Raw genomic sequence first — 21,529 nt, 5'->3', positions numbered from 1 at the left:
AGTTGGTATAATGGCACTATGAAAAGAATTCAACGTGTCAATCTCACTGATGATCCTATTTTACCAGCTCTTTTGAGTTTTGCCTTCCCTATTCTCTTATCCAATATCTTCCAACAAGTCTACAATATATCGGATGTTATGATTGTAGGTCGTTTTTTAGGTCAAAGATCACTAGCTGCTGTTGGAGCGACCTCTGCCATTTTTGATTTAATCGTCGGATTTTCTGTCGGTGTTAGCAATGGGATGGGCATCATTATTGCGAGAAATTACGGAGCAAAAAACGAAGACCAATTGAGAAAATCTGTTGCAGCAACTGCTATGATTGGTGGAGTATTAAGTCTCCTTGTTATGCTTATCGGTGCTGTCGGACTCTATCCTCTCCTTCAGTTTTTAGGGACACCTTCTGTTATTTTAGCTCAGTCCTATCTCTATATCTCCACCATTGTGAATGGTGTGGCTGTAACCTTTGCCTATAATCTTTGTGCCGGACTTCTTAGAGCAGTTGGTGATAGCTTGGCCTCTCTCTACTTCTTGATTATCGCCGCCATCCTCAACATCCTTCTGGACCTTCTTTTTATTACCCAGCTCCATCTTGGAGTCCAGTCCGCTGGAATTGCGACTATTATTGCTCAAAGTTTCTCCGCACTTCTTTGTTTCTTTTATATCCGCAAAAAGGTCCCTTTTCTTCTACCAAGTCGAAAAGATTTTGTCTGGGATCAAAGGCTGTATCAGGATTTGATTAGCCAAGGACTGACCATGGGCCTCATGTCTTCGATTGTCTCTATTGGAACCGTCATCTTGCAATCAGCTATCAACAAGCTTGGAATGACCATCATTAGTGCTCAAATCTCAGCTCGCCGGATCATGTCCTTTGCCCTTCTGCCAATGGCCGCTATTTCTACAAGTATGACGACCTTTACCTCGCAAAACTTTGGTGCTAAACAATTCCGACGCATTCAAAAAGGCGTTAAACAAGCTTGTCTCCTCTCTCTTATTTGGTCCATTTTTGTTGCAGTTTTCCTCTTCTTTACAAGCCCCTTCTTTACAAGCCTCATATCTGGATCTAGCGATCCTAAATTAATCGCAAATGCCAGTCTTTATCTGCAGATCAGCTCTTTCTTCTATCCAGTTTTAGGCTGTCTCTTAATTTTAGGAAACACCCTTCAAGGTATTGGCCACAAATTGCCCCCCTTGATCTCTAGCGTTATTGAGTTGACTGGAAAAATTCTCTTTGTGCTCTTGATTATCCCTCATACAGGCTATATAGGAGTCATCCTTTGTGAGCCCTTGATTTGGATTCCAATGACCCTTCAACTGTGGTTTACCTACCAGAAAGCCAGACAAAAGCTTCTTGCACCATAAAACGTTACTAGTAAACAGCAAAACAACTTCTGCTCCATTGAACAGAAGTTGTTTTTTTAAGACGTCTATTAGAACAAGCCGATGGCTGTTCCATCAGTAGCCACATCCATATTCAATGCAGCCGGTCGTTTTGGTAAACCAGGCATGGTCATGACATCCCCAGTCAAAGCGACGATAAAGCCGGCTCCCAATTTTGGTACTACTTCACGGATAGTGATTTCAAAGTTTTCAGGAGCTCCCAAGGCATTTGGATTGTCTGAGAAGCTGTATTGGGTTTTGGCCATACAGATCGGCAACTTGTCCCAACCATTTTTAACAATTTGATCAATTTGTGTCTTGGCTTTCTTCTCAAAGTTCACCTTAGTCCCGCGGTAAATCTCCGTCACAATCTTTTCAATTTTTTCTTCTACAGAAAGGTTGTTATCATACAAGCGTGTGTATTGAGCTGGAGTGGTTTCGATGGTCTGAACCAGAGTTTCAGCAAGGTCAACCCCACCGTCAGCACCATTCGCCCATACGCTCGCAAGCTCAACTGGTACTTGAATTTCAGCACACAATTCTTTCAAAGCAGCAACTTCTGCTTCTGTATCGGTGATGAATTCATTGATAGCTACTACTGCAGGAATACCAAACTTACGGATGTTTTCAACGTGGCGTTTCAAGTTTGCAAAACCAGCACGAACAGCGTCAACATTTTCTTGTGCAAGAGCATCTTTGCTAACTCCTCCATTCATCTTAAGAGCACGAAGGGTTGCAACAATGACGACAGCATCTGGTGAGGTTGGCAAGTTTGGAGTTTTAATATCGAGGAATTTTTCAGCACCAAGGTCAGCACCAAATCCTGCTTCTGTAATCGTATAGTCAGCTAGGTGAAGAGCTGTTGTCGTCGCCAATACAGAGTTACATCCATGAGCAATATTAGCAAAAGGACCTCCGTGGACAAAGGCAGGCGTTCCATAGATGGTTTGAACCAAGTTTGGCTTGATCGCATCTTTTAGGATCAAGGCAAGCGCTCCTTCCACTTCTAAGTTGCGGACATAAACTGGGCTTCGATCATAGCGGTAACCGATGACAATATTAGCCAAACGGCGTTTTAAGTCTTCAATATCTGTCGCCAGGCAAAGGATAGCCATAATTTCAGAAGCAACGGTGATATCGAACCCATCTTCACGCGGAATCCCATTGAGCGGTCCACCAAGACCGACCGATACGTGACGCAAAGCACGGTCATTCAAGTCCACTACCCGTTTCCAGATAATCCGGCGTTGGTCAATACCTAACTCATTTCCTTGATGCAAATGATTGTCGATTAAAGCTGAAAGTGCATTATTTGCCGTTGTAATCGCATGCATGTCACCCGTGAAATGAAGGTTGATGTCTTCCATGGGTAGAACTTGGGCATAACCACCTCCAGCAGCCCCACCCTTAATTCCCATAACTGGACCTAAAGAAGGTTCGCGAATGGCAATCATGGTTTTTTTACCAATTTTGTTCAAAGCATCTGCTAGACCAATGGTGATGGTTGACTTCCCTTCTCCAGCAGGTGTCGGGTTGATGGCAGTGACTAAAATGAGCTTTCCAACCGGATTTTTCTCAACTTCTCGAATCTTATCAAAGCTCAATTTTGCTTTGTATTTTCCATACAATTCAAGATCATCGTCTTCCAAACCAATTTTCTTCACAACATCCACAATCGGTTGAAGTTCAATGCTTTGAGCAATTTCGATATCTGTTTTCATAAGGGACTCCTTTATATTTGATAGACCTATTATACCTAAAATTCGCGAAAATAAAATTGTTTTTCCATATTTGGAATGAAACGTTCGTTATTTATGTAAATTTTATATCTTTCCATAGCTATTTTTTAGATCTTCAGAACTTTACTTACGTATCTTTTTTGTGTAAAATAAGCATATGCATATTTTAATTACATCTGGTGGGACTAGCGAAGCCATCGACAGCGTACGTTCGATCACCAATCATTCCACTGGGAGTCTGGGCAAAATCATAGCAGAAACTGCTCTTACAAAGGGCCATCAGGTAACTTTGATCACAACCCCTACTGCCCTCAAACCTCAACCTCACCCGCAGCTAAAACTTCTAGTCATCAATAATGTCGAGGAGCTTCACACACACATGCAAAAGGAAGTTCCACATCATCAAGTCTTGATCCATGCCATGGCTGTTTCAGACTACACACCGGTTTATATGACTGGACTTGAAGCTGTTGAAAAAGCTCCAGATCTTCATAGATTTTTACAACAAAAGAATCAGGAAACCAAGATTTCTTCAAAAGAAGAGTATCAAGTGCTCTTTCTAAAGAAAAATCCAAAGATTATTTCACTTGTCAAAGAATGGAATCCCTCTATTCAACTGATTGGCTTTAAACTCTTAGTTGCTGTTCCTTCTGAAGAATTGATTCAGGTAGCACTTGAAAGTTTAGTGAAAAATCATGCCAACATGATTGTTGCCAATGATCTTACTACGATACAAGATGGTCATCATCAAGCCTATCTAGTGACAGATGATCGCGTCCTAGAAGCCTCGACCAAAACTGAAATCGCAGAAACCATTCTAAGATTTATAGAGTAAGAAGGAATATATGACACAGATTACATTAGCCGTTACTGGGAGTATTTCCGCCTATAAAGCAGCTGATATTACCAGTCAACTAACCAAATTAGGACTGGAAGTCAAGGTTCTTATGACTCCTGCAGCTAGAAAATTTATTACTCCCCTAACTCTTCAGGTTCTTTCAAAAAATCCAGTCGGTTTAGATGTCATGATTGAAGAGGATCCACAGCGGATTGAGCACATCGACATTGGGAAAGAAACGGACATCTTTCTTGTAGCACCGGCTAGTGCCAATACCATTGCCAAACTTGCCATGGGGCTAGCAGATAATATGGTGACAAGCACAGCTCTAGCCTTACCTCAAGGAACAAAAAAATTACTAGCCCCCGCTATGAATACAAAAATGCTGGAACACCCAGCTACCCAACGAAATATAAAACTCTTACAAGACTACGGCTATCAGATTATTCAACCTCGCCATGCTACTCTCGCTTGTGGCGATCAAGGGTCTGGAGCTCTAGCGACTGTAGAATCTATTGTAAAAGCCGTTAAGGAGCATTGTTTATGAGAAAATCATCTTCTATTTCACGAATTGCCATCTTCTTTGCAGTCATGATTACCATTCATTTTGTGACATCCTTCATTCTGCAATTTGTTCCATCAGGAATTCAACCAACCTTGGTTCATATCCCTGTCGTGATCGCATCTATCATTTATGGACCTCGTACAGGTGCTATTCTAGGACTACTCATGGGACTCTTTAGCCTCACCATGAATACACTGGTTTTAACCCCAGCAAGTTATCTCTTTAGTCCTTTTGTCCCTCACGGAAATCTCTACTCCCTTCTCATCGCTTTAGTACCTCGTATTCTCATCGGGGTAACACCTTATTTTGTCTATCGATGGTTCCACAATCGTACAGGACTTATGGTAGCGGGGATGATCGGTTCTATGACCAATACTGTATTCGTTTTAAGCGGGATCTACTTCTTCTTTGGGAACAGTTTTGGAGGGGGAATTCAAAATTTCCTTGGCTTGATTGTGTCTACTAACTCACTCATCGAAGTCATTGCGACAGTACTCATTACTAGTGCAGTCGTCCCATCCCTTGAAAAATTAAAATAGAAAATTAGGTCGAGACAGATTTGTCTGGACCTTTTTTCTATCCAAAATTCCCTCTTTATTTTTGAAAAGATTTACAATTATCGCTAGAATTTTCTGAAAAAATTTGCTATAATGAAAGCGATTAAATATATAGCAAAAAGGAGACGCTTGCATGACTTATCAAGAAAACTACCAAAAATGGCTCGACTTTGCTGAATTACCAGCTTACCTTCGTGAAGAGTTGGTCGCAATGGACGAAAAAACCAAAGAAGATGCCTTCTATACTAACCTTGAATTCGGTACAGCAGGTATGCGTGGTTTGATCGGTGCTGGTACTAACCGTATTAACATTTATGTGGTTCGCCAAGCAACTGAAGGTTTAGCCCAATTGATTGACTCAAAAGGGGAGGAAGCTAAAAAACGCGGTGTTGCTATCGCTTATGACAGCCGTCACTTCTCTCCTGAGTTCGCTTTTGAATCCGCTCAAGTTTTGGCAGCTCACGGTATTAAATCTTATGTATTTGAGAGCCTTCGTCCAACACCTGAATTGTCATTCGCAGTACGTCATCTCCACACATTTGCTGGGATCATGGTAACTGCTAGCCACAACCCAGCTCCATTTAACGGATACAAAGTTTATGGCGAAGACGGTGGACAAATGCCACCTGCAGATGCGGATGCATTGACAGATTACATCCGTGCGATCGAAAATCCATTCACTGTTCAATTGGCTGATCTTGAAGAAAGCAAAGCTAACGGCTTGATTGAAGTTATCGGTGAAAACGTCGACGCTGAATATTTGAAAGAAGTGAAAGGCGTTAACATCAACCAAAACTTGATCAATGAATACGGTCGCGACATGAAGATTGTCTACACGCCACTTCATGGTACTGGTGAAATGTTGGCACGCCGTGCCCTTGCTCAAGCTGGATTTGAAGCAGTTCAAGTTGTTGAAGCTCAAGCGGTTCCTGATGCTGACTTCTCAACTGTTAAATCTCCTAACCCAGAAAGCCAAGCTGCTTTTGCTCTTGCTGAAGAACTTGGCCGCGAAGTGGATGCCGACGTTTTGGTTGCAACAGACCCAGACGCTGACCGTCTTGGTGTCGAAATCCGCCAACCAGATGGTTCTTACCTCAACCTCTCCGGTAACCAAATTGGAGCAATCATTGCTAAATATATTCTTGAAGCCCACAAAACAGCAGGCACACTTCCTGCTAATGCTGCCCTTTGTAAATCAATTGTATCAACTGAATTGGTGACTAAGATTGCAGAAAGCTACGGCGCAACCATGTTTAACGTCTTGACTGGTTTCAAATTTATCGGTGAAAAAATCCATGAATTTGAAACTCAACACAACCACACATACATGCTCGGTTTTGAAGAAAGCTTCGGTTACCTCATCAAACCATTTGTACGTGATAAAGACGCTATCCAAGCCGTATTGATCGTTGCTGAAATCGCAGCTTACTACCGCTCACGTGGTATGACTTTGGCAGATGGTATCGAAGAAATCTACAAACAATATGGTTACTTCGCAGAAAAGACCATCTCTGTTACCCTTTCAGGTGTGGATGGAGCTGCTGAAATCAAGAAAATCATGGATAAATTCCGTGGTAACGCTCCTAAACAATTCAACAACACTGACATTGCTAAGACAGAAGACTTCTTAGAACAAACAGCTACTACTGCTGACGGCGTTGAAAAATTGACAACTCCTCCAAGTAATGTTTTGAAATACTTCTTGGCTGATGATTCATGGTTTGCCGTGCGTCCTTCTGGAACAGAACCAAAAATCAAATTCTACATCGCTACTGTTGGTGAATCTGAAGCAGATGCTAAAGAAAAAATTGCTAATATCGAAGCAGAAATCAATGCCTTTGTAAAATGAGCAAGATAAAAGATGAGATCAAGCAATCTCATCTTTTTTTCGTATCAAAATAAAGCATTTTTTCCTCCTTTATGGCATACTAGATTTATAAGAAAGCGAGGTAATCTCATGGAACAATTTTTAGAAGATATTAAAGATCTTGAAGTAACCACTGTTGCGCGTGCGCAAGAAGCTATCGACACAAAAGAAACAGCGACCTTCTTTATTGGACGCAAGACTTGTCCTTACTGCCGGAAGTTCGCTGCTAAACTAGCAACGGTCGTAGCTGAAACAAAAGCTCATATCTACTTTATTAATAGTGAAGAACCAAGTCAACTTGATGCTTTGCAAGTCTTCCGTTCTACCTATGGTATTCCAACTGTCCCAGGTTTCCTTCATACAGAAGACGGAAAAGTCAGTGTGCGTTGTGACTCTTCCATGTCAGAAGAAGAAATCAAAGCCTTTGCTCATTTATAAGAAAAAATAGCTAGAGATGATTCTCTAGCTATTTTTCGTTTTCAATAAAAATTGTCAAAATCTTTTAATCAAACTATTTTAATAAATCTTCTTTTCTTTTAAGAAAAATATTGGAAATTCATGCTCCTCTAGCCTATCATCAAGATTAAAATGTTTTGTATACCATTTTCTATATCTTTTAAAAAGTAATTCTAATATAGCGATTAGCACAAATAACAGGATGAAGATGATACAAAAATAGATTTTATTTTCGTTATTGAACTCTGTTATATTAAAATGTATTATAAAATAAAAATATATAAAGGTACAGATGGGTAATAAATTTAAATAAAGCAAATAACTGAGTAAGAATAGAAATTGGTGCTTCTTTGATCTTTTCATGTAATGCATTTTATATGATCTTGTTATTTTATTAAATAAAGGAAATCTCCCTCTGCCAAATCTATTATATTTTGGTGAGGCGTGGTAACCACACCAGTGAAGGATTTTAAAATTTAACTCACGAATCAGGAAAAATAAATTGTAACAAATAAAGCAACAAATTAAGATAGAACTGATTTTTGTATGATTAGAATACAATACGCGAATATAAGCAAAATATGCAAAAGCCAAAAAATAATTGAAACAAGCTAATATAAAATAGAGAATACAAGCAAATATACTACGAGTTCCTATAAAATTTTTATCTGAATAATCTGGTCTATACTCCATATAAGTTACATAATCCTATTCTTTCTTCATAAACTTATGCTCTAAATTGAGATGAACCTTTATTTATTAAAGGCTTCCCAAATCTTTTGCTGGGGTTTGGCAAAAGGATAGGCCGAAAATTCTTCTGGTAGCAACCAAACAGTCGATTCACTGGTTGATTGCTCTCCTTCTTTTACCAAGCCGTATCGAAGTTGAACCTGCCACTTGCGATGCGAAAAGACATGCTGAACGATAGGATAAGACCTATCCTGCCAATCAATGACCAAATCATAGTCTTGCTCAAAGGAGAGAATTTCTGGGTTGTCTACTTTATGACCCTGCCCATCCAGTAGTGACAATTGGCCTAGGTTCTCAGATAGGCTATCCACTTCGATCAAAGGGAAATGCCAAAAACCTGACAAGAGCCCTTCTCGCTCATTTTTCTCCAGTAAATAGCGCCCTTGGCTATCCTTGATAATAAAGGCTGTTAGATAGACAGGTACCGGTTTCTTCTTAGGAGCCTTAATGGGATAACGATCCATGGTTCCATGTTGATAAGCCGCGCTAAACTCTTTTACAGGACTCTCTTCCGGCCGTGGATTGATTGGAGATTCAATATCTGAGCCCAAATCCATCAAAGCCTGGTTGAAGTCACCAGGACGGTCTGGATCAATCAAAAACTCCATCATGGCTTGAAAAATCTTGCGATTGGTCGGGACTCCAATATCGTAGTCCACCTCAAACAAGCGGGCTAGAACACGCATGACATTACCATCCACTGCTGGCTCTGGCAAGCCAAAAGCAATACTCGCAATGGCACCAGCTGTATAAGGCCCAATTCCCTTCAGTTTAGATATTATCTCATAACTTGATGGAAACACACCCCCATGGTCCTCCATGATTTGCTGTGCAGCTTTCTGCATGTTGCGGACCCGTGAGTAATAGCCCAAGCCTTCCCAAGCTTTTAAGAGTTTTTCTTCAGGAGCTTGAGCCAAATCAGCGACCGTCGGAAACCAGTCTAAAAAACGCTCATAATAAGGAATTACTGTATCCACTCGTGTCTGTTGGAGCATAATCTCTGAGATCCATATTTTATAAGGATCCTGCGTCCTTCTCCAAGGAAGATCTCGTTTATTGGCATCATACCAGGCTAATAACTTTTCTCGGAAAGAGGCAATTTTTTCCTCTTCCCACATATTAATCCCATAGTCTTTTAAATCCATCATATTCCTAGTATACCACAGAATCGTATTGAGGAAAGGAATTCTGATTTGCACATAAAAAAACTCAGGAAATTCCTGAGTCAAATAGGTTTTACTGTTCCACTGCTTGAGCCGCTGTGATCAAAGTCAACTTGTAAACATCATCTGCATTACAGCCACGAGAGAGGTCATTCACTGGTTTGTTCAACCCTTGCAAGACTGGACCAACCGCCGCAAAGCCACCAAGACGCTCTGCCATCTTGTAACCGATGTTACCTGCTTCGATACCAGGGAAGATAAAGACATTGGCTTGTCCTGCTACCTTGCTTCCTGGAGCCTTCAAAGCTGCAGTTTCCGGTACAAAGGCTGCATCAAATTGCAATTCTCCATCAATTTCTAAGTCAGGACGAAGCTCATGAGCAATTTTGGTCGCTGCAACTACCTTATCAACACTCTCACCAAAACCAGAACCTTTTGTAGAATAGCTTAACATAGCGATTTTTGGATCAATCCCAAACATCTTGGCTGTGATAGCAGAGTTGATGGCAATTTCAGCCAAGCCTTCAGCATCTGGATTGATGTTAATCGCACAGTCTCCAAACAAGTAGCGTTCAGATCCACGAACCATGAGGAAGGCACCAGATGTCCGACTAACGTTTGGACGTGTTTTAATGATTTGAAGAGCCGGACGAACGGTTGCAGCTGTTGAGTGGATGGCTCCAGAGACCATACCGTCGACAATTCCCATATGAACCAACATAACCCCAAAGTAGTTAACGTCATCTTTCAAGATTTGACGGGCTTCTTCTTCTGTCATTTTCCCATTACGTCGCTCAACTAAGGAAGCTACCATCTCTTCAAAATCGGAATACGTTTGAGGATTGATGACTTCATATCCTTCTAAAATTCCTTCAATTTCAAGATAAATACCAATCTTGTCAGGATTCCCAAGCAATACAGGTGTTACGTCTGTTTCTTTGACAATGCGTTTTGCTGCTTGCAGAATACGAGGCTCTTCACCTTCTGGGAATACAATACGAGCATTTTTACCAATAAGATTGGCTTTGAGATTTTCAAAAACTTCCATGAGTTTCTCCTTCTAATAATTAATGACTCTTTTTGAGCTGCTCTAATACAGCTTGAAAATCGGGAGGCAGGGGACTTTCTATGACCAACTCCTCCCCTAAAAATGGATGATAATAAGATAAACGGTGACAATGGAGAGCCTGACGCTCGATGCCATCTTCTAAACTCCCACCATAAAGATCATCCCCTAACAGTGGAAAACCAATATGGGAAAAATGAACCCGAATTTGATGGGTCCGACCTGTGTGCAACTGGATATCTACCAGATGAATCTTGCCAAAAGATTGAACGACTTGGTAGCTAGTATGGGCATATTTACCACCCTTAGCGACCTTTCGAGTAATAATCGAATCTTCATCACGCGCAACGGGGGCAATAATCTCTCCAACTGGATCTAACTGGCCATCTCCCTTAATCAAGGCATAGTAGCGTTTCTGAATGGTCTTGGCCTGTAATTGCTTATCTAAACGAGCATGAGCATAACCGTGTTTGGCAAAGAGCATAACGCCACTCGTATCCTTATCCAAGCGCGTAACAATATGTACCTGCTGATTCTCATATCCCTGTTTTACATAATAGCCCTTCACAATGTTTGCTAAGGTATTGGAATGAATCGCACTTGGAATCGAGGCGATGCCAAAGGGTTTGTTTAAGACCAAAAAATGATCATCTTCAAACAAAATATCCAAAGGACGATCCAGGGGTTTTAAAGTTTCAAAACTTTCTTCTGCTGGAATATCAATGATCAAGTGATCGCCAATATCTAACAAATAAACAGCGTTTTCTGGCCGACCATTGACAAGGATCTGGCCACCACGAAACTTGATCTTGGCTAAGAGCCCCTTAGAAACCTCGTGCTTTTTCAAGAAAGTCTTGACCTTGACATGCTCATCGACAATGAATTCAAATCTCATTCCCGATCATCTCCGATAAAGGCATCCTTGACCCGATTCCAGAAGCTGGTATGACTAGAACTAGCCACAAAATTGATCTTATGGTTGTCAATCTGGTACTCCACCTTTGCTATATTTCGATAGGAATAAGTTGAATTGTCAACAGAGATAATGTGGAAGCCAGGTCTCGTCGGTGTAATCTCAATCTTATCCTTTTTAGGGACAATAACCGAAGAACCCAAAGTCCGATAGACACGATTGTTGAGACTGGCAATCTCTGCAATCTGCAATGCCTCAATGGTTGGGTGAAGAACGGCTCCTCCCAAGGATTTATTATAAGCCGTACTTCCTGTGGGAGTCGAAACGGTAATTCCGTCTCCTCTGAAGCGCTCAAAATCCACTCCATTAATCGTGAGATCAGCAACCATGGTCCGGTCGCTTCTCTTAATCGTTGCTTCGTTCAAGGCTCTCATGGTACGGGTTTCACCATTGTCGAACGTTAACTTGACATTCAAAATAGGGTAGGAAACTTTAGCCCCGGTATCATACTTTAAATTCTCAACTAGCTTATCGATCTCACTATCCAAGTAATCCGTATAGAATCCTAAGTGTCCAGTATGGACGCCAATAAAGCGAACCCGATCCAACTGGTGTTCATACTTGTGAAAAGCCGATAGCAACATCCCATCTCCACCAATGGAAATCACAATATCCGGATGCTTTTCCGTCAAAATAAAATTATTTTTCCGAAGTTTGTAGCGCAATTGCTGAAAAACCTCTTCGCTTTGACGCTTGCGATTGCGAATAATGGATACTTTTTTACCTGTAGTCTTCATCTGTGTCATCACTATTTCCAACGCCATCATTTAACTTACGATGAAGTGGATCAAACAGGGCTTGAGCCTCCTGAATCGCATCCCGAATCGCTCCCATCTCTTCATCCAAGAGATAGGCCAGGTTTGCAGTCGTCTCTAAGCGTTTTTTGATCTCGTCTGGAAAGTCTCCTTTATATTTATAATTGAGCGAGTGTTCAATCGTTGCCCAAAAATTCATGGACAAGGTCCGAATTTGAATCTCTGCTAAGATTGTCTCATTACCATCAATGGTATCGACCGGATACTCTACCACAACGTGGTAACTCCGGTAACCACTTGATTTCTTGTGGCGAATGTAATCTCTCTCTTGGACCACGCGCATGTCCTGCCGTTGTCTCAAAACTTCTAGAATCTCTTCGACATCGTCTACGAACTGGACCATGATGCGAAGACCTGCAATATCCTGCATATCCTGCGCCAGATTTTCTTCAGAGATATTTCTTCGGATCATCTTTTCTCGGATGCTCTCGATCGGTTTGACACGGCCAGTGACAAACTCAATTGGAGAATGCTTTTGTTGCTTACGATATTGTTTACGAATCCCACGCAGTTTGATTTTTAATTCCCCAACTGCTTGGATATAAGGGTCTAAGAAGTTTTCCCAATCAATTGCCATCCTACCACCTTGTAATCTGAACCATTTTTGTATACAATAAACACATCTCTTATTATATCATGAATCGCTTTCGAAAAAAAGCAAAGGACTATAAAATGAATCATTTAGAAATTGAATACAAAACCTTGCTAGACAAGGACGAATACCAATCCCTCCTTCCACTTTTTACAGATACAGAATTGGTTGTCCAAACCAACCACTATATCGACACACCAGACCAGCTCATCCGCCAAGAAAAAATGGCCTTACGGGTTCGTACCTTCACCAATCAGGCGGAATTGACTCTCAAAGTCCCAGAAACAGTTGGCCATTTTGAATACAATCAAAATCTAAGTCAAGAAGAAACCAAAGCCATCCTTCAGAATAAAGAGTTTCCTGATGGAGAAATCAAAAACCTCTTGGACTCAAAAGGAATCCCAGTTGAACAACTTGTTGTCTGGGGAAGCCTGACAACAGAACGATTCGAAAAAGAAACAGCTGCAGGCTTGGTGGCACTCGACCACAGTCTATATCTAGACACTGAAGACTATGAGTTGGAAATTGAGGTGGAAACTGCTGAACAGGAAGAAAATTTTCATCAGTTCATTTCAGACCATGGAATCGTCTACAAGGCTGCAAAAAATAAAATCGCTAGATTAGCGGAAAGATTGTAAAATAGCTGAAATTATCGCAAATTTTTGCTAAAATAGTGCTAAGATTAAAAATCTAAATGAGGTTAGAATCACATGTCAGATAAAAAAAATATGAAACTCTTCTCTCTCAATTCAAACCCAGAGATTGCGCAAAAAATAGCGGATCATGCTGGGGTTCCACTTGGGAAAATTTCATCCCGTCAGTTCTCAGATGGGGAAATCCAAGTCAATATTGAAGAGAGTGTTCGTGGATATGATATTTATATCATCCAATCAACCAGTTTCCCTGTCAACAATCACTTGATGGAACTGTTAATCATGGTCGATGCTTGCCAGCGGGCTAGTGCGAATACTGTCAATGTGGTCATGCCTTATTTTGGTTATGCTCGTCAAGACCGAACTGCTGCTCCTCGCGAACCAATTACAGCTAAACTCGTTGCAAACATGTTGGTCAAAGCTGGGGTAGATCGCGTCGTAACACTAGATCTCCATGCAGTGCAAGTTCAAGGTTTCTTTGATATTGCCGTGGATAACCTCTTCACCATTCCACTCTTTGCAGAGCACTACATTAACAAAGGCCTGACAGGTCCAGATGTCGTAGTCGTGAGTCCTAAAAACTCTGGAGTTAAACGTGCTCGTAGTTTGGCTGAATATCTTGATGCTCCAATCGCGATTATTGATTATGAACAAGATGATGCTAATCGTGATTATGGCTATATCATCGGAGATGTCAAAGATAAAAAAGCCATCTTGATTGACGATATCCTCAATACTGGGAAAACTTTCTCAGAAGCTGCGAAAATCGTTGAACGCGAAGGCGCTACTGAGATTTATGCTGTTTCAAGTCATGGCTTGTTTGTAAAAGGCGCTGTTGAACTACTAGACCAAGCTCCAATCAAGGAAATCTTGGTAACGGATTCTGTTGCTCCAAATGGACCAACTCCTAAAAACATTAACTATCTGACAGCTAGCGAACTAATCGCTGAAGCTATTGTTCGCATTCAAGAAAGAAAACCTGTTAGTCCTCTATTTGCCTACCATAAGAAATAAGGTCTGAATGTGATATATTTTGATAATGCCGCAACAACCCCCCTGCTTCCAGAAGTTATCTCCAAGATGACGGAAACGATGGCTTCCACATTTGGAAATCCATCCAGTCTTCATACTCATGGACGAATGGCTAGTAAGCTCCTCCGAGAGTCTCGTGAGCAAATTGCTCAGTCTCTCCATACCCTTCCAAATCGTATTTTCTTTACTTCTGGGGGATCAGAAAGCAATAATACTGTTATTAAAGGCTATTGCTTGAAACACCAGGCAGATGGTAAACACATCATTACGACCGCTTTGGAACACCATGCAGTTTTAGAACCAATTGAATACCTTGTGGCTTGTTTCGGATTTGAAGTCACGATCGTTCAACCAAGAGAAGGGCGTATTCAAGCAAGTGATATCAAAGCAGCACTTAGACCAGATACCATTCTCGTCTCTACCATGTTTGCCAATAACGAAACTGGGGATCTCTTGCCAATTAAGGAAATTGGAGAACTGTTAGAAAATCATCCAGCTGCCTTTCATGTCGATGCTGTCCAAGCAATCGGAAAGCTTCCTGTCTATCCTGAAGAGTTTGGAATCGATTTTCTCAGTGCTTCTGCTCATAAATTCCATGGTCCCAAGGGAGTTGGCTTTCTTTATGCGGCTATCCCTGATTTTGACAATCTCATCCATGGTGGGGATCAGGAAAGCAAGATGAGAGCTAGTACCGAAAATCTTATTTCCATTGCTGGAATGGCGACAGCTCTCCAAGAAGCTACCCTTCATCAAGAAGAAAATTTCCACCAGGTTCAAAAACTAGGTCAGGAATTGCTCAATGGGTTAGCTGATTACAACTACTACTTAAACGCGAGCGATCATCATCTTCCCTTCGTATGGAACCTTGGTTTTCCAGGTGTGCAAAATGATGTCTTACTGATGAGACTGGATTTAGCTGGTATTTCCGTATCCACTGGTTCTGCTTGTACCGCCGGTACCGTACAACCCAGCCATGTTCTTGAGGCCCTTTACGGAAAAGAGAGTGCACGCTTAAAAGAATCCCTTCGAATAAGTTTTTCAGAACTCAATACTTCAGAGGAGGTTCAAGACTTCCTCGCAAAACTAAAAGAAATTTTATCATAGGAGAATTATATGGCCTTTGAAACAAGTGTCTCATTGAAAGACTGCAAATATACCTATAGTCTACATCCCAACGTTAAGAAATATACCCTTCGTGACAATACCTTTGCAATCACAAAAGTTGGTAATTACGAGTTAAACCGTTTGCTTGAAGCTGTTCCGAACAGTGGCGAAGGTTTCTTGTTGAAAATCATCTTCAACAAAGATCTAACTGGATTTAAAATCAATATTACAGACAAGTCTGGACTTCGTCTGGTTAATATCTTTAAAAATCCAGAGAATGATATCATTCAACAAAAATTCTATTTCTTAATGGATAGTCTCGTAGAGAGAGAAATTTTTAACAAAACTGAGGCCTAATATGGTAACCCTAACTTATATCGACGCCTATCAGGTGGAACGGACCACTACCTACCCCAACCTTGCAGCCTGTATTCTGGCTTTTTCAGGCTGTGTGACCTTGCCAGACAATTATAAGATCGTATCGATTACATACAAGGGAGATTCTCTCCCCTATACTGGACGTGTCGATGGACTTTACGCTTTTTTGAAAAAGATAGAACAAGCTGAAAACTAAACTTATGGTGATGGACCTTTCCCATCCTCATAAGCTTTTTCTTTCCATAAAAATATTTTTGAAAAATCATTGTAGATAGTTGATTTTTTCACAATCTTTCTATACAATAAGAGGGAAAGGTTGTGATATTGTGAAACATGATAAAAATACTCCAATTCCGCGTGCAACAGCAAGACGCTTATCGCTCTACTACCGGATTTTTAAACGGTTTAATTCTGAAAAAATTGAGCGCGCCAATTCCAAACAAATTGCTGATGCGATAGGGATTGACTCTGCTACCGTTCGCCGAGATTTTTCCTATTTCGGGGAATTGGGAAGACGGGGATTTGGTTACGACGTAAAAAAACTAATGAACTTCTTTGCAGATCTTTTGAATGACAATGCGATTACCAATGTTGCTATCATTGGGATCGGAAATATGGGGAGTGCCCTCCTCAACTATCGTTTCCATGAGCGCAATAAAATGAAAATTGTCATGGCATTTGATTTAGATGATCATGAATTGATTAATACTAAGAGTAAAGATGGTATTCCTATTTTTGGTATTTCAACCATTAAAGAAAAACTCAAACAAGAAGGGATTAAAACAGCTATCCTAACGGTTCCAAGTGTCAAGGCTCAAGAAGTTGCAAACCTCTTGGTAGAAGCTGGTATCAAAGGCATTCTAAGCTTTTCACCAGTACATTTGACAGTTCCTAAAGACGTCGTCGTTCAATATGTCGACCTTACTAGTGAATTACAGACACTTCTTTATTTCATGCGTAAAAATGAAGAATAAAGATCAGCATTAAAACAATAACAACTAAAGGGTTGGAACAGCTAGTTCCAACCCTTTTTAAACTAAATAATCCGTCTCTTCTCGATAACTATAATAGTCATCTTCGGATACAATTAAGTGATCCAATAAGGTTAAGCCCATCAACTCACAGGCCTCTAGAACGCGATGCGTTACTTCATCATCATTCTTGCTGGGAAATACAGCACCAGACGGATGGTTATGCGCTAAGATAATGGAGGTTGCCATGTGTTTCAGTGCATAATGTAGGATTTCTCGTGGTTCTGCAATACTCCGATTTACCGTTCCAATAAAAATGGTCTGTTGATGAATAATTTCATTCTGTGTATTCAGATAGAGGGCAACCAGGTGCTCCTGCTTCTTATGGCCGATTTCCTGTTGAATTTTATGGGCCAGTTTTTGACTGCTCATGATTTGTTCAGAACTCATTAATTCATCTTTATGAATCCTCCGACCAAACTCAAAAACAGCCTGAAGTTCGATGGCCTTAACACGACCAATTCCAGAGATTTCTTGGAGTTCTTCCAAAGTCAATTGCCCCAATTCCTTTAAACTAGTGATTGATCTTAAAAGACCTTGTGCAATCTCGTAAACACTCTGTTGTTTATTGCCAGTCCGTAAGAGAATAGATAGCAATTCCTGATGACTCAACTTCTCCACACCTTCAGAAATCAAACGTTCTCTGGGAAGTAAAGATGGTTCAATAAATGAAATGTCGTACATAATTTCCTCCTCACCTATTAATTCGTAATAAAATGAGAAAATGACGACTTTTCATTATTTACAAGCGATTTCTTGTTTCAAATTGTCTAACACTAAGACTTCATCCTTATTGAAACGAATCTGGTAACCCGTTTGAACTTGTTCTAACTCCTTCAAAAATTGTTGAATTTCACATCGAATCAAGTACTCCTGACTCTGAGGAATCGCCTCTAGTGCTTGGTAGACTTGCTCTACTTCGTAGATGCCTTTCGTAATTAATCCGTTTCGCGGAAAATCATTTACTAAGAGATTGTAGAAATGATGCAAGAGATGATAAATTCGCTCTTTCGTCACTATTCTACCTCCTTATCATACTCTTTCTAATCCTATTATATACTGTAAATCCCTCTATATTATGACAACTTCCTTACATTATATTACCAATCTCTTACAATTTTACAAGAATGCTTCTTCCTTCACAAAGTTCTAGCCATATACATAAAGCCCAGGCATCACTGCCTTGGGCTTTATTTTTTTATAGTTGCATTTGATTATAGGACTTGCTAAATGAATCCAGGATCTCTTTTGGAGCTTTGTCGTAGTCAACAGAAGTTTCCAAATTTCCTTTTACAATCGTACGATAAGTTGCTGCCGCATCCTCACAGGTCACCAGTGTAATTTCATTAACACCTTCACGGTCTTGAATGACATCGACACGGTCTGGTGTCACTGTCTCCACAGAGGAAATCACATAGGTATAGATTTTTTCTTTATCTGTGATGTAGATCTTCATACCAGCTTTGGCTTTCTCTAACGGTGAAAACAACATGGCATTTGCTCCAGTTAAGCCAAATACGTGGTGACTAGCGAGAGAGTAATTCCCTTGTCCCATGACTTGAGTTTCCTTCATGGTACCCGCTCCATAATATAGCGCGACATTTTCCAGTCCTTTAAAAATTGGAAGGTTCATATTCAATTCAGGAATCGAAATCCCCCCGATTACAGGAAGCTGTTGAGCCTGCCATTGGGCATTGATAACAGCTTCCGTTGAGAGCGACTGAACATCTTGGAAATCAAAGCTCGTCTTCACTTCTTTATTCTTATCAATGGTCTTTTTGTCAACCTTGCTAACCTGGTATTGGTTGGTATGCCATACCATGATCATATTTCGGATCGGAGCATTGAAAATCAAGAGAAGTGAGAGAATAATCAAGAGTGTTGCAACGATATTGATAAGAGTATTACGTAAACTCTTTTTCTTTTTTCTTTTGCGTGACATGCTGTCCCCTTATCTATTCGTTTTCTTCCACTACTTCTTCATCCTTTTCATCAGCTTGCACCGTTGTGAAGGTCACAATTTTAGCATCCTGATCAAGTCGCATCACTTTCACTCCCTGAGTGGAACGACCTGTCTGAGAAATGTTAGCTACACCTGTCCGGATCATGACCCCAGTATCAGTAATGATCATCAGGTCTTCATCCCCTTTAACGGTTAAAAGACCAGCTATTGCACCATTTTTCTCTGTAATATTGGCTGTCTTGATTCCTTTACCGCCACGGCCTTTAGTTGGGTATTCGCTCGCTATGGTGCGTTTTCCATAACCTTTTTCGGTAATAATCAATACTTCATCCTGATCGGTGACGACACTTGCGCCAACAACTTTGTCTCCTTCCCGGAGATTAACCCCACGTACCCCTGTGGCAGAACGTCCCATATTACGTACAACGGACTCGTTAAAGCGGACAGAATAACCATACTTGGTACCAATAATAACATCTGTATTTCCGTCTGTAAGGAAGACGTTGATCAATTCATCCTCGTCTCGTAGGTTTAAGGCTTTCAAGCCATTTTGACGGATATTAGAAAATTCTGCTACATTGGTCCGTTTCACCAAACCTTGTCGCGTCGTAAAGAAGAGATAGGCTTCATCACTTCGGTCTTGCTCGACATTGATAATGGTTTGTATGGACTCTCCATCGTCCAATTTCAACAGGTTAACAATCGGTAGACCCTTGGCTGTTCGACCATATTCGGGAATCTCATAGCCTTTTAGACGATAGACACGCCCTTTATTAGTAAAGAAGAGCAAGTGATCATGGGTGCTTGTAGAAACTAATTCACGAACAAAGTCATCATCCTTGACTCCTGTACCTTGAACCCCACGACCACCACGTTTTTGAGCAGTAAATTCAGCTTGATCCAAGCGTTTAATGTACCCTTTGTTGGACAGGGTAATCAAGACATCTGTTTCTTCAATCAAGTCCTCATCTTCAAGAGAAAGAACTTCTCCAACCATCAACTCTGTGCGACGAGCATCACCAAACTTGCGTTTGACTTCTTCCAATTCTTCCTTGATGATTGCAGCCACACGCTCTGGTTTTGCTAAAATATCCGTCAAATCAGCAATCAAGGCAACCAAATCATCGTATTCGCTTTGGATCTTGTCGCGTTCCAAACCAGTCAAACGACGAAGACGCATATCCAAAATAGCTTGGCTTTGGCGTTCAGAGAGCTTGAATTTAGACATCAATTCAGCTTGGGCTTCCGCGTCAGTCTGACTATTGCGGATAATCCGGATAACTTCATCGATGTGATCAAGAGCTATTAAGAGACCTTCCAAGATATGCGCACGAGCTTCCGCCTTCTCTTTATCAAAGATGGTCCTACGAGTCACTACTTCTTTTTGGTGCTCAATATAAGAACTCAAAATCTGGCGAAGAGAAAGAATTTTTGGAACACCATTTTGGATGGCCAACATATTGAAACCAAAGTTGGTCTGCATTTGCGTCATCTTGAAAAGATTGTTCAAAATAACGTTGGCAGAGGCATCCCGACGTACCTCAATGACAAAACGAACCCCTTCACGGTTGGATTCATCTCGTACAGCAGTAATCCCTTCAATCCGTTTTTCTTGCACCAAGCGCACGATATGTTCATGGACCTTGGTCTTATTGACCATATATGGAAATTCCGTTACGACAATGCGTTCACGGCCACTCTTCGTTTCCTCGATTTCCGTACGAGAGCGAAGAACAATTGAGCCTTTCCCTGTTTCATAGGCCTTATGAATACCTGATCTTCCCATGACCAAGGCTCCAGTTGGAAAATCTGGACCAGGCAGCACTTCCATGAGTTCACGAGTGGTCACTTCAGGATTATCCATCATCAATTTGACGGCATCTATCGTTTCACCGAGATTATGAGGAGGAATATTAGTAGCCATCCCTACAGCAATTCCTGTAGCGCCATTTACAAGAAGGTTAGGGAAGCGTGCTGGTAGCACTAAGGGCTCCCGCTCACTGGCATCATAGTTATCTGCAAAATCAACTGTATTCTTATTGATATCCCGCAACATCTCAAGTGCGATCTTGCTCATACGGGCTTCTGTATACCGTTGTGCAGCGGCCCCATCTCCGTCCATAGAACCAAAGTTCCCATGGCCGTCCACTAGCATATAGCGATAGCTCCACCATTGCGCCATCCGAACCATGGCTTCATAAATAGAGGAATCACCGTGTGGGTGGTATTTACCCATAACATCCCCTGTAATACGGGCTGATTTTTTATGTGGTTTGTCAGGAGTGACACCCAATTCATTCATTCCGTATAAAATACGACGGTGAACGGGTTTCAGGCCATCACAAACATCAGGGAGCGCACGAGCCACGATTACGCTCATGGCATAATCAATAAAACTCGTCTTCATTTCTGATGTTAAATTCACATCAATTAGATTATTATCCTGCATTCAAAAAATGCCTCTCTTTACTTAATTCACCTTACTATTATAACACATTTTAGCCTTTTTTTCTTCTAACGAACACAAGAGTAAAAACGTTTACATAAAGGATTGCCACTATATCAGATGACAAAGACTTGCAAAAGTGGTAAAATGAAAGCGTATGA

At 41.0% G+C, this 21,529-nt stretch carries 22 protein-coding genes; 12 read left to right on the top strand and 10 right to left on the bottom strand.

Features of this window, described 5'->3' with window-relative positions; translation table 11 throughout:
* Positions 1–18 precede the first annotated feature (18 nt).
* Complete coding sequence (locus QM830_RS02830; protein ID WP_009730989.1) at positions 19–1,362, top strand: MATE family efflux transporter; 1,344 nt, start codon at positions 19–21, stop codon at positions 1,360–1,362.
* 68 nt (positions 1,363–1,430) lie between these two features.
* Here the strand turns inward: QM830_RS02830 and QM830_RS02825 are convergent, their stop codons facing one another.
* Positions 1,431–3,101 carry a formate--tetrahydrofolate ligase gene (locus QM830_RS02825; RefSeq protein WP_009730988.1) on the bottom strand — a complete coding sequence of 557 codons (1,671 nt, stop codon included), beginning with the start codon at positions 3,099–3,101 and terminating at the stop codon, positions 1,431–1,433.
* A 175-nt stretch (positions 3,102–3,276) separates the two neighbouring features.
* Here QM830_RS02825 and QM830_RS02820 point away from each other — a divergent pair, with 175 nt between their 5' ends.
* The 5 genes from QM830_RS02820 to QM830_RS02800 all read left to right on the top strand — a co-directional run bounded on the left by QM830_RS02820 (position 3,277) and on the right by QM830_RS02800 (position 7,384).
* Positions 3,277–3,954, top strand: coding sequence for a phosphopantothenate--cysteine ligase (locus tag QM830_RS02820; protein ID WP_414325548.1), 678 nt, complete (start codon positions 3,277–3,279; stop codon positions 3,952–3,954).
* A 10-nt stretch (positions 3,955–3,964) separates the two neighbouring features.
* Positions 3,965–4,504 carry a phosphopantothenoylcysteine decarboxylase gene (gene coaC / locus QM830_RS02815; RefSeq protein ID WP_414325547.1) on the top strand — a complete coding sequence of 180 codons (540 nt, stop codon included), beginning with the start codon at positions 3,965–3,967 and terminating at the stop codon, positions 4,502–4,504.
* Complete coding sequence (locus QM830_RS02810; RefSeq protein ID WP_009730985.1) at positions 4,501–5,061, top strand: ECF transporter S component; 561 nt, start codon at positions 4,501–4,503, stop codon at positions 5,059–5,061. The genes coaC and QM830_RS02810 overlap by 4 nt, the downstream gene beginning before the upstream one ends.
* A 151-nt stretch (positions 5,062–5,212) precedes the next feature.
* Positions 5,213–6,928, top strand: a complete 1,716-nt coding sequence (locus QM830_RS02805) for a phospho-sugar mutase (protein ID WP_414325545.1) — start codon at positions 5,213–5,215, stop codon at positions 6,926–6,928.
* A gap of 108 nt (positions 6,929–7,036) precedes the next feature.
* Positions 7,037–7,384, top strand: a complete 348-nt coding sequence (locus tag QM830_RS02800; protein WP_414325543.1) for a thioredoxin — start codon at positions 7,037–7,039, stop codon at positions 7,382–7,384.
* Between the two features lie 770 nt (positions 7,385–8,154).
* Here QM830_RS02800 and mutY read toward each other — a convergent pair.
* The 5 genes from mutY to QM830_RS02775 all read right to left on the bottom strand — a co-directional run bounded on the left by mutY (position 8,155) and on the right by QM830_RS02775 (position 12,746).
* Positions 8,155–9,300, bottom strand: coding sequence for an A/G-specific adenine glycosylase (gene mutY, locus QM830_RS02795; protein ID WP_414325541.1), 1,146 nt, complete (start codon positions 9,298–9,300; stop codon positions 8,155–8,157).
* Positions 9,301–9,388: 88 nt separating this feature from the next.
* Positions 9,389–10,363: a phosphate acetyltransferase gene (gene pta / locus QM830_RS02790; RefSeq protein WP_414325539.1), complete on the bottom strand. Its 975-nt coding sequence runs from the start codon at positions 10,361–10,363 to the stop codon at positions 9,389–9,391.
* Between the two features lie 19 nt (positions 10,364–10,382).
* On the bottom strand, positions 10,383–11,276 hold the full coding sequence (locus tag QM830_RS02785; protein WP_414325537.1) for an RluA family pseudouridine synthase: 894 nt from the start codon (positions 11,274–11,276) through the stop codon (positions 10,383–10,385).
* On the bottom strand, positions 11,273–12,091 hold the full coding sequence (locus QM830_RS02780; RefSeq protein WP_332251624.1) for an NAD kinase: 819 nt from the start codon (positions 12,089–12,091) through the stop codon (positions 11,273–11,275). The genes QM830_RS02785 and QM830_RS02780 overlap by 4 nt, the downstream gene beginning before the upstream one ends.
* Positions 12,075–12,746 carry a GTP pyrophosphokinase family protein gene (locus QM830_RS02775; protein WP_023918039.1) on the bottom strand — a complete coding sequence of 224 codons (672 nt, stop codon included), beginning with the start codon at positions 12,744–12,746 and terminating at the stop codon, positions 12,075–12,077. Before QM830_RS02775 ends, QM830_RS02780 begins: the two co-directional genes overlap by 17 nt.
* A gap of 95 nt (positions 12,747–12,841) precedes the next feature.
* On the opposite strand from QM830_RS02775, the gene QM830_RS02770 reads away from it, so the two are divergent.
* The 6 genes from QM830_RS02770 (at position 12,842) to QM830_RS02745 (ending at position 16,902) form a co-directional block, all read left to right on the top strand.
* On the top strand, positions 12,842–13,399 hold the full coding sequence (locus QM830_RS02770) for a CYTH domain-containing protein (RefSeq protein ID WP_414325535.1): 558 nt from the start codon (positions 12,842–12,844) through the stop codon (positions 13,397–13,399).
* 72 nt (positions 13,400–13,471) lie between these two features.
* A complete protein-coding gene (locus QM830_RS02765) occupies positions 13,472–14,428 on the top strand; it encodes a ribose-phosphate diphosphokinase (RefSeq protein WP_003007186.1) in 957 nt (318 codons plus the stop codon).
* A 9-nt stretch (positions 14,429–14,437) separates the two neighbouring features.
* Positions 14,438–15,550, top strand: a complete 1,113-nt coding sequence (locus QM830_RS02760) for a cysteine desulfurase family protein (protein ID WP_414325533.1) — start codon at positions 14,438–14,440, stop codon at positions 15,548–15,550.
* A 9-nt stretch (positions 15,551–15,559) separates the two neighbouring features.
* The gene (locus QM830_RS02755; protein WP_414325531.1) at positions 15,560–15,907 is read left to right on the top strand and encodes a DUF1831 domain-containing protein; all 348 of its coding nucleotides are present in this window, start codon (positions 15,560–15,562) and stop codon (positions 15,905–15,907) included.
* A gap of 1 nt (position 15,908) precedes the next feature.
* Entirely contained in the window at positions 15,909–16,124 is a 216-nt protein-coding gene (locus QM830_RS02750) for a DUF4649 family protein (RefSeq protein ID WP_414325530.1), read from the top strand.
* Between the two features lie 130 nt (positions 16,125–16,254).
* Complete coding sequence (locus tag QM830_RS02745; RefSeq protein WP_009730972.1) at positions 16,255–16,902, top strand: redox-sensing transcriptional repressor Rex; 648 nt, start codon at positions 16,255–16,257, stop codon at positions 16,900–16,902.
* A gap of 57 nt (positions 16,903–16,959) precedes the next feature.
* Here the strand turns inward: QM830_RS02745 and radC are convergent, their stop codons facing one another.
* The 4 genes from radC to gyrA all read right to left on the bottom strand — a co-directional run bounded on the left by radC (position 16,960) and on the right by gyrA (position 21,371).
* On the bottom strand, positions 16,960–17,643 hold the full coding sequence (gene radC, locus QM830_RS02740; protein WP_414325528.1) for a RadC family protein: 684 nt from the start codon (positions 17,641–17,643) through the stop codon (positions 16,960–16,962).
* A 54-nt stretch (positions 17,644–17,697) separates the two neighbouring features.
* Positions 17,698–17,976, bottom strand: a complete 279-nt coding sequence (locus QM830_RS02735; protein ID WP_009730970.1) for a hypothetical protein — start codon at positions 17,974–17,976, stop codon at positions 17,698–17,700.
* A 181-nt stretch (positions 17,977–18,157) separates the two neighbouring features.
* Positions 18,158–18,901, bottom strand: a complete 744-nt coding sequence (locus tag QM830_RS02730; protein WP_414325526.1) for a class A sortase — start codon at positions 18,899–18,901, stop codon at positions 18,158–18,160.
* Between the two features lie 13 nt (positions 18,902–18,914).
* The gene (gene gyrA / locus QM830_RS02725; RefSeq protein WP_414325524.1) at positions 18,915–21,371 is read right to left on the bottom strand and encodes a DNA gyrase subunit A; all 2,457 of its coding nucleotides are present in this window, start codon (positions 21,369–21,371) and stop codon (positions 18,915–18,917) included.
* Positions 21,372–21,529 lie beyond the last annotated feature (158 nt).

The sequence above is a fragment of the Streptococcus sp. OMI750 genome, assembly GCF_047463895.1.
In the GTDB taxonomy this organism is placed as follows: Bacteria; Bacillota; Bacilli; order Lactobacillales; family Streptococcaceae; genus Streptococcus.
Note: the sequence above shows the minus strand (reverse complement) of the source record. Positions and strands in the feature narration are given on the sequence as shown.

What these genes read in the sequence shown, in the direction of transcription:
- QM830_RS02830 (WP_009730989.1), top strand. Translation starts at nt 19, where the DNA reads ATGAAAAGAATTCAACGTGTCAATCTCACTGATGATCCTATTTTACCA.
- QM830_RS02825 (WP_009730988.1), bottom strand. Translation starts at nt 3,101, where the DNA reads ATGAAAACAGATATCGAAATTGCTCAAAGCATTGAACTTCAACCGATT.
- QM830_RS02820 (WP_414325548.1), top strand. Translation starts at nt 3,277, where the DNA reads ATGCATATTTTAATTACATCTGGTGGGACTAGCGAAGCCATCGACAGC.
- coaC (WP_414325547.1), top strand. Translation starts at nt 3,965, where the DNA reads ATGACACAGATTACATTAGCCGTTACTGGGAGTATTTCCGCCTATAAA.
- QM830_RS02810 (WP_009730985.1), top strand. Translation starts at nt 4,501, where the DNA reads ATGAGAAAATCATCTTCTATTTCACGAATTGCCATCTTCTTTGCAGTC.
- QM830_RS02805 (WP_414325545.1), top strand. Translation starts at nt 5,213, where the DNA reads ATGACTTATCAAGAAAACTACCAAAAATGGCTCGACTTTGCTGAATTA.
- QM830_RS02800 (WP_414325543.1), top strand. Translation starts at nt 7,037, where the DNA reads ATGGAACAATTTTTAGAAGATATTAAAGATCTTGAAGTAACCACTGTT.
- mutY (WP_414325541.1), bottom strand. Translation starts at nt 9,300, where the DNA reads ATGATGGATTTAAAAGACTATGGGATTAATATGTGGGAAGAGGAAAAA.
- pta (WP_414325539.1), bottom strand. Translation starts at nt 10,363, where the DNA reads ATGGAAGTTTTTGAAAATCTCAAAGCCAATCTTATTGGTAAAAATGCT.
- QM830_RS02785 (WP_414325537.1), bottom strand. Translation starts at nt 11,276, where the DNA reads ATGAGATTTGAATTCATTGTCGATGAGCATGTCAAGGTCAAGACTTTC.
- QM830_RS02780 (WP_332251624.1), bottom strand. Translation starts at nt 12,091, where the DNA reads ATGAAGACTACAGGTAAAAAAGTATCCATTATTCGCAATCGCAAGCGT.
- QM830_RS02775 (WP_023918039.1), bottom strand. Translation starts at nt 12,746, where the DNA reads ATGGCAATTGATTGGGAAAACTTCTTAGACCCTTATATCCAAGCAGTT.
- QM830_RS02770 (WP_414325535.1), top strand. Translation starts at nt 12,842, where the DNA reads ATGAATCATTTAGAAATTGAATACAAAACCTTGCTAGACAAGGACGAA.
- QM830_RS02765 (WP_003007186.1), top strand. Translation starts at nt 13,472, where the DNA reads ATGTCAGATAAAAAAAATATGAAACTCTTCTCTCTCAATTCAAACCCA.
- QM830_RS02755 (WP_414325531.1), top strand. Translation starts at nt 15,560, where the DNA reads ATGGCCTTTGAAACAAGTGTCTCATTGAAAGACTGCAAATATACCTAT.
- QM830_RS02750 (WP_414325530.1), top strand. Translation starts at nt 15,909, where the DNA reads ATGGTAACCCTAACTTATATCGACGCCTATCAGGTGGAACGGACCACT.
- radC (WP_414325528.1), bottom strand. Translation starts at nt 17,643, where the DNA reads ATGTACGACATTTCATTTATTGAACCATCTTTACTTCCCAGAGAACGT.
- QM830_RS02730 (WP_414325526.1), bottom strand. Translation starts at nt 18,901, where the DNA reads ATGTCACGCAAAAGAAAAAAGAAAAAGAGTTTACGTAATACTCTTATC.
- gyrA (WP_414325524.1), bottom strand. Translation starts at nt 21,371, where the DNA reads ATGCAGGATAATAATCTAATTGATGTGAATTTAACATCAGAAATGAAG.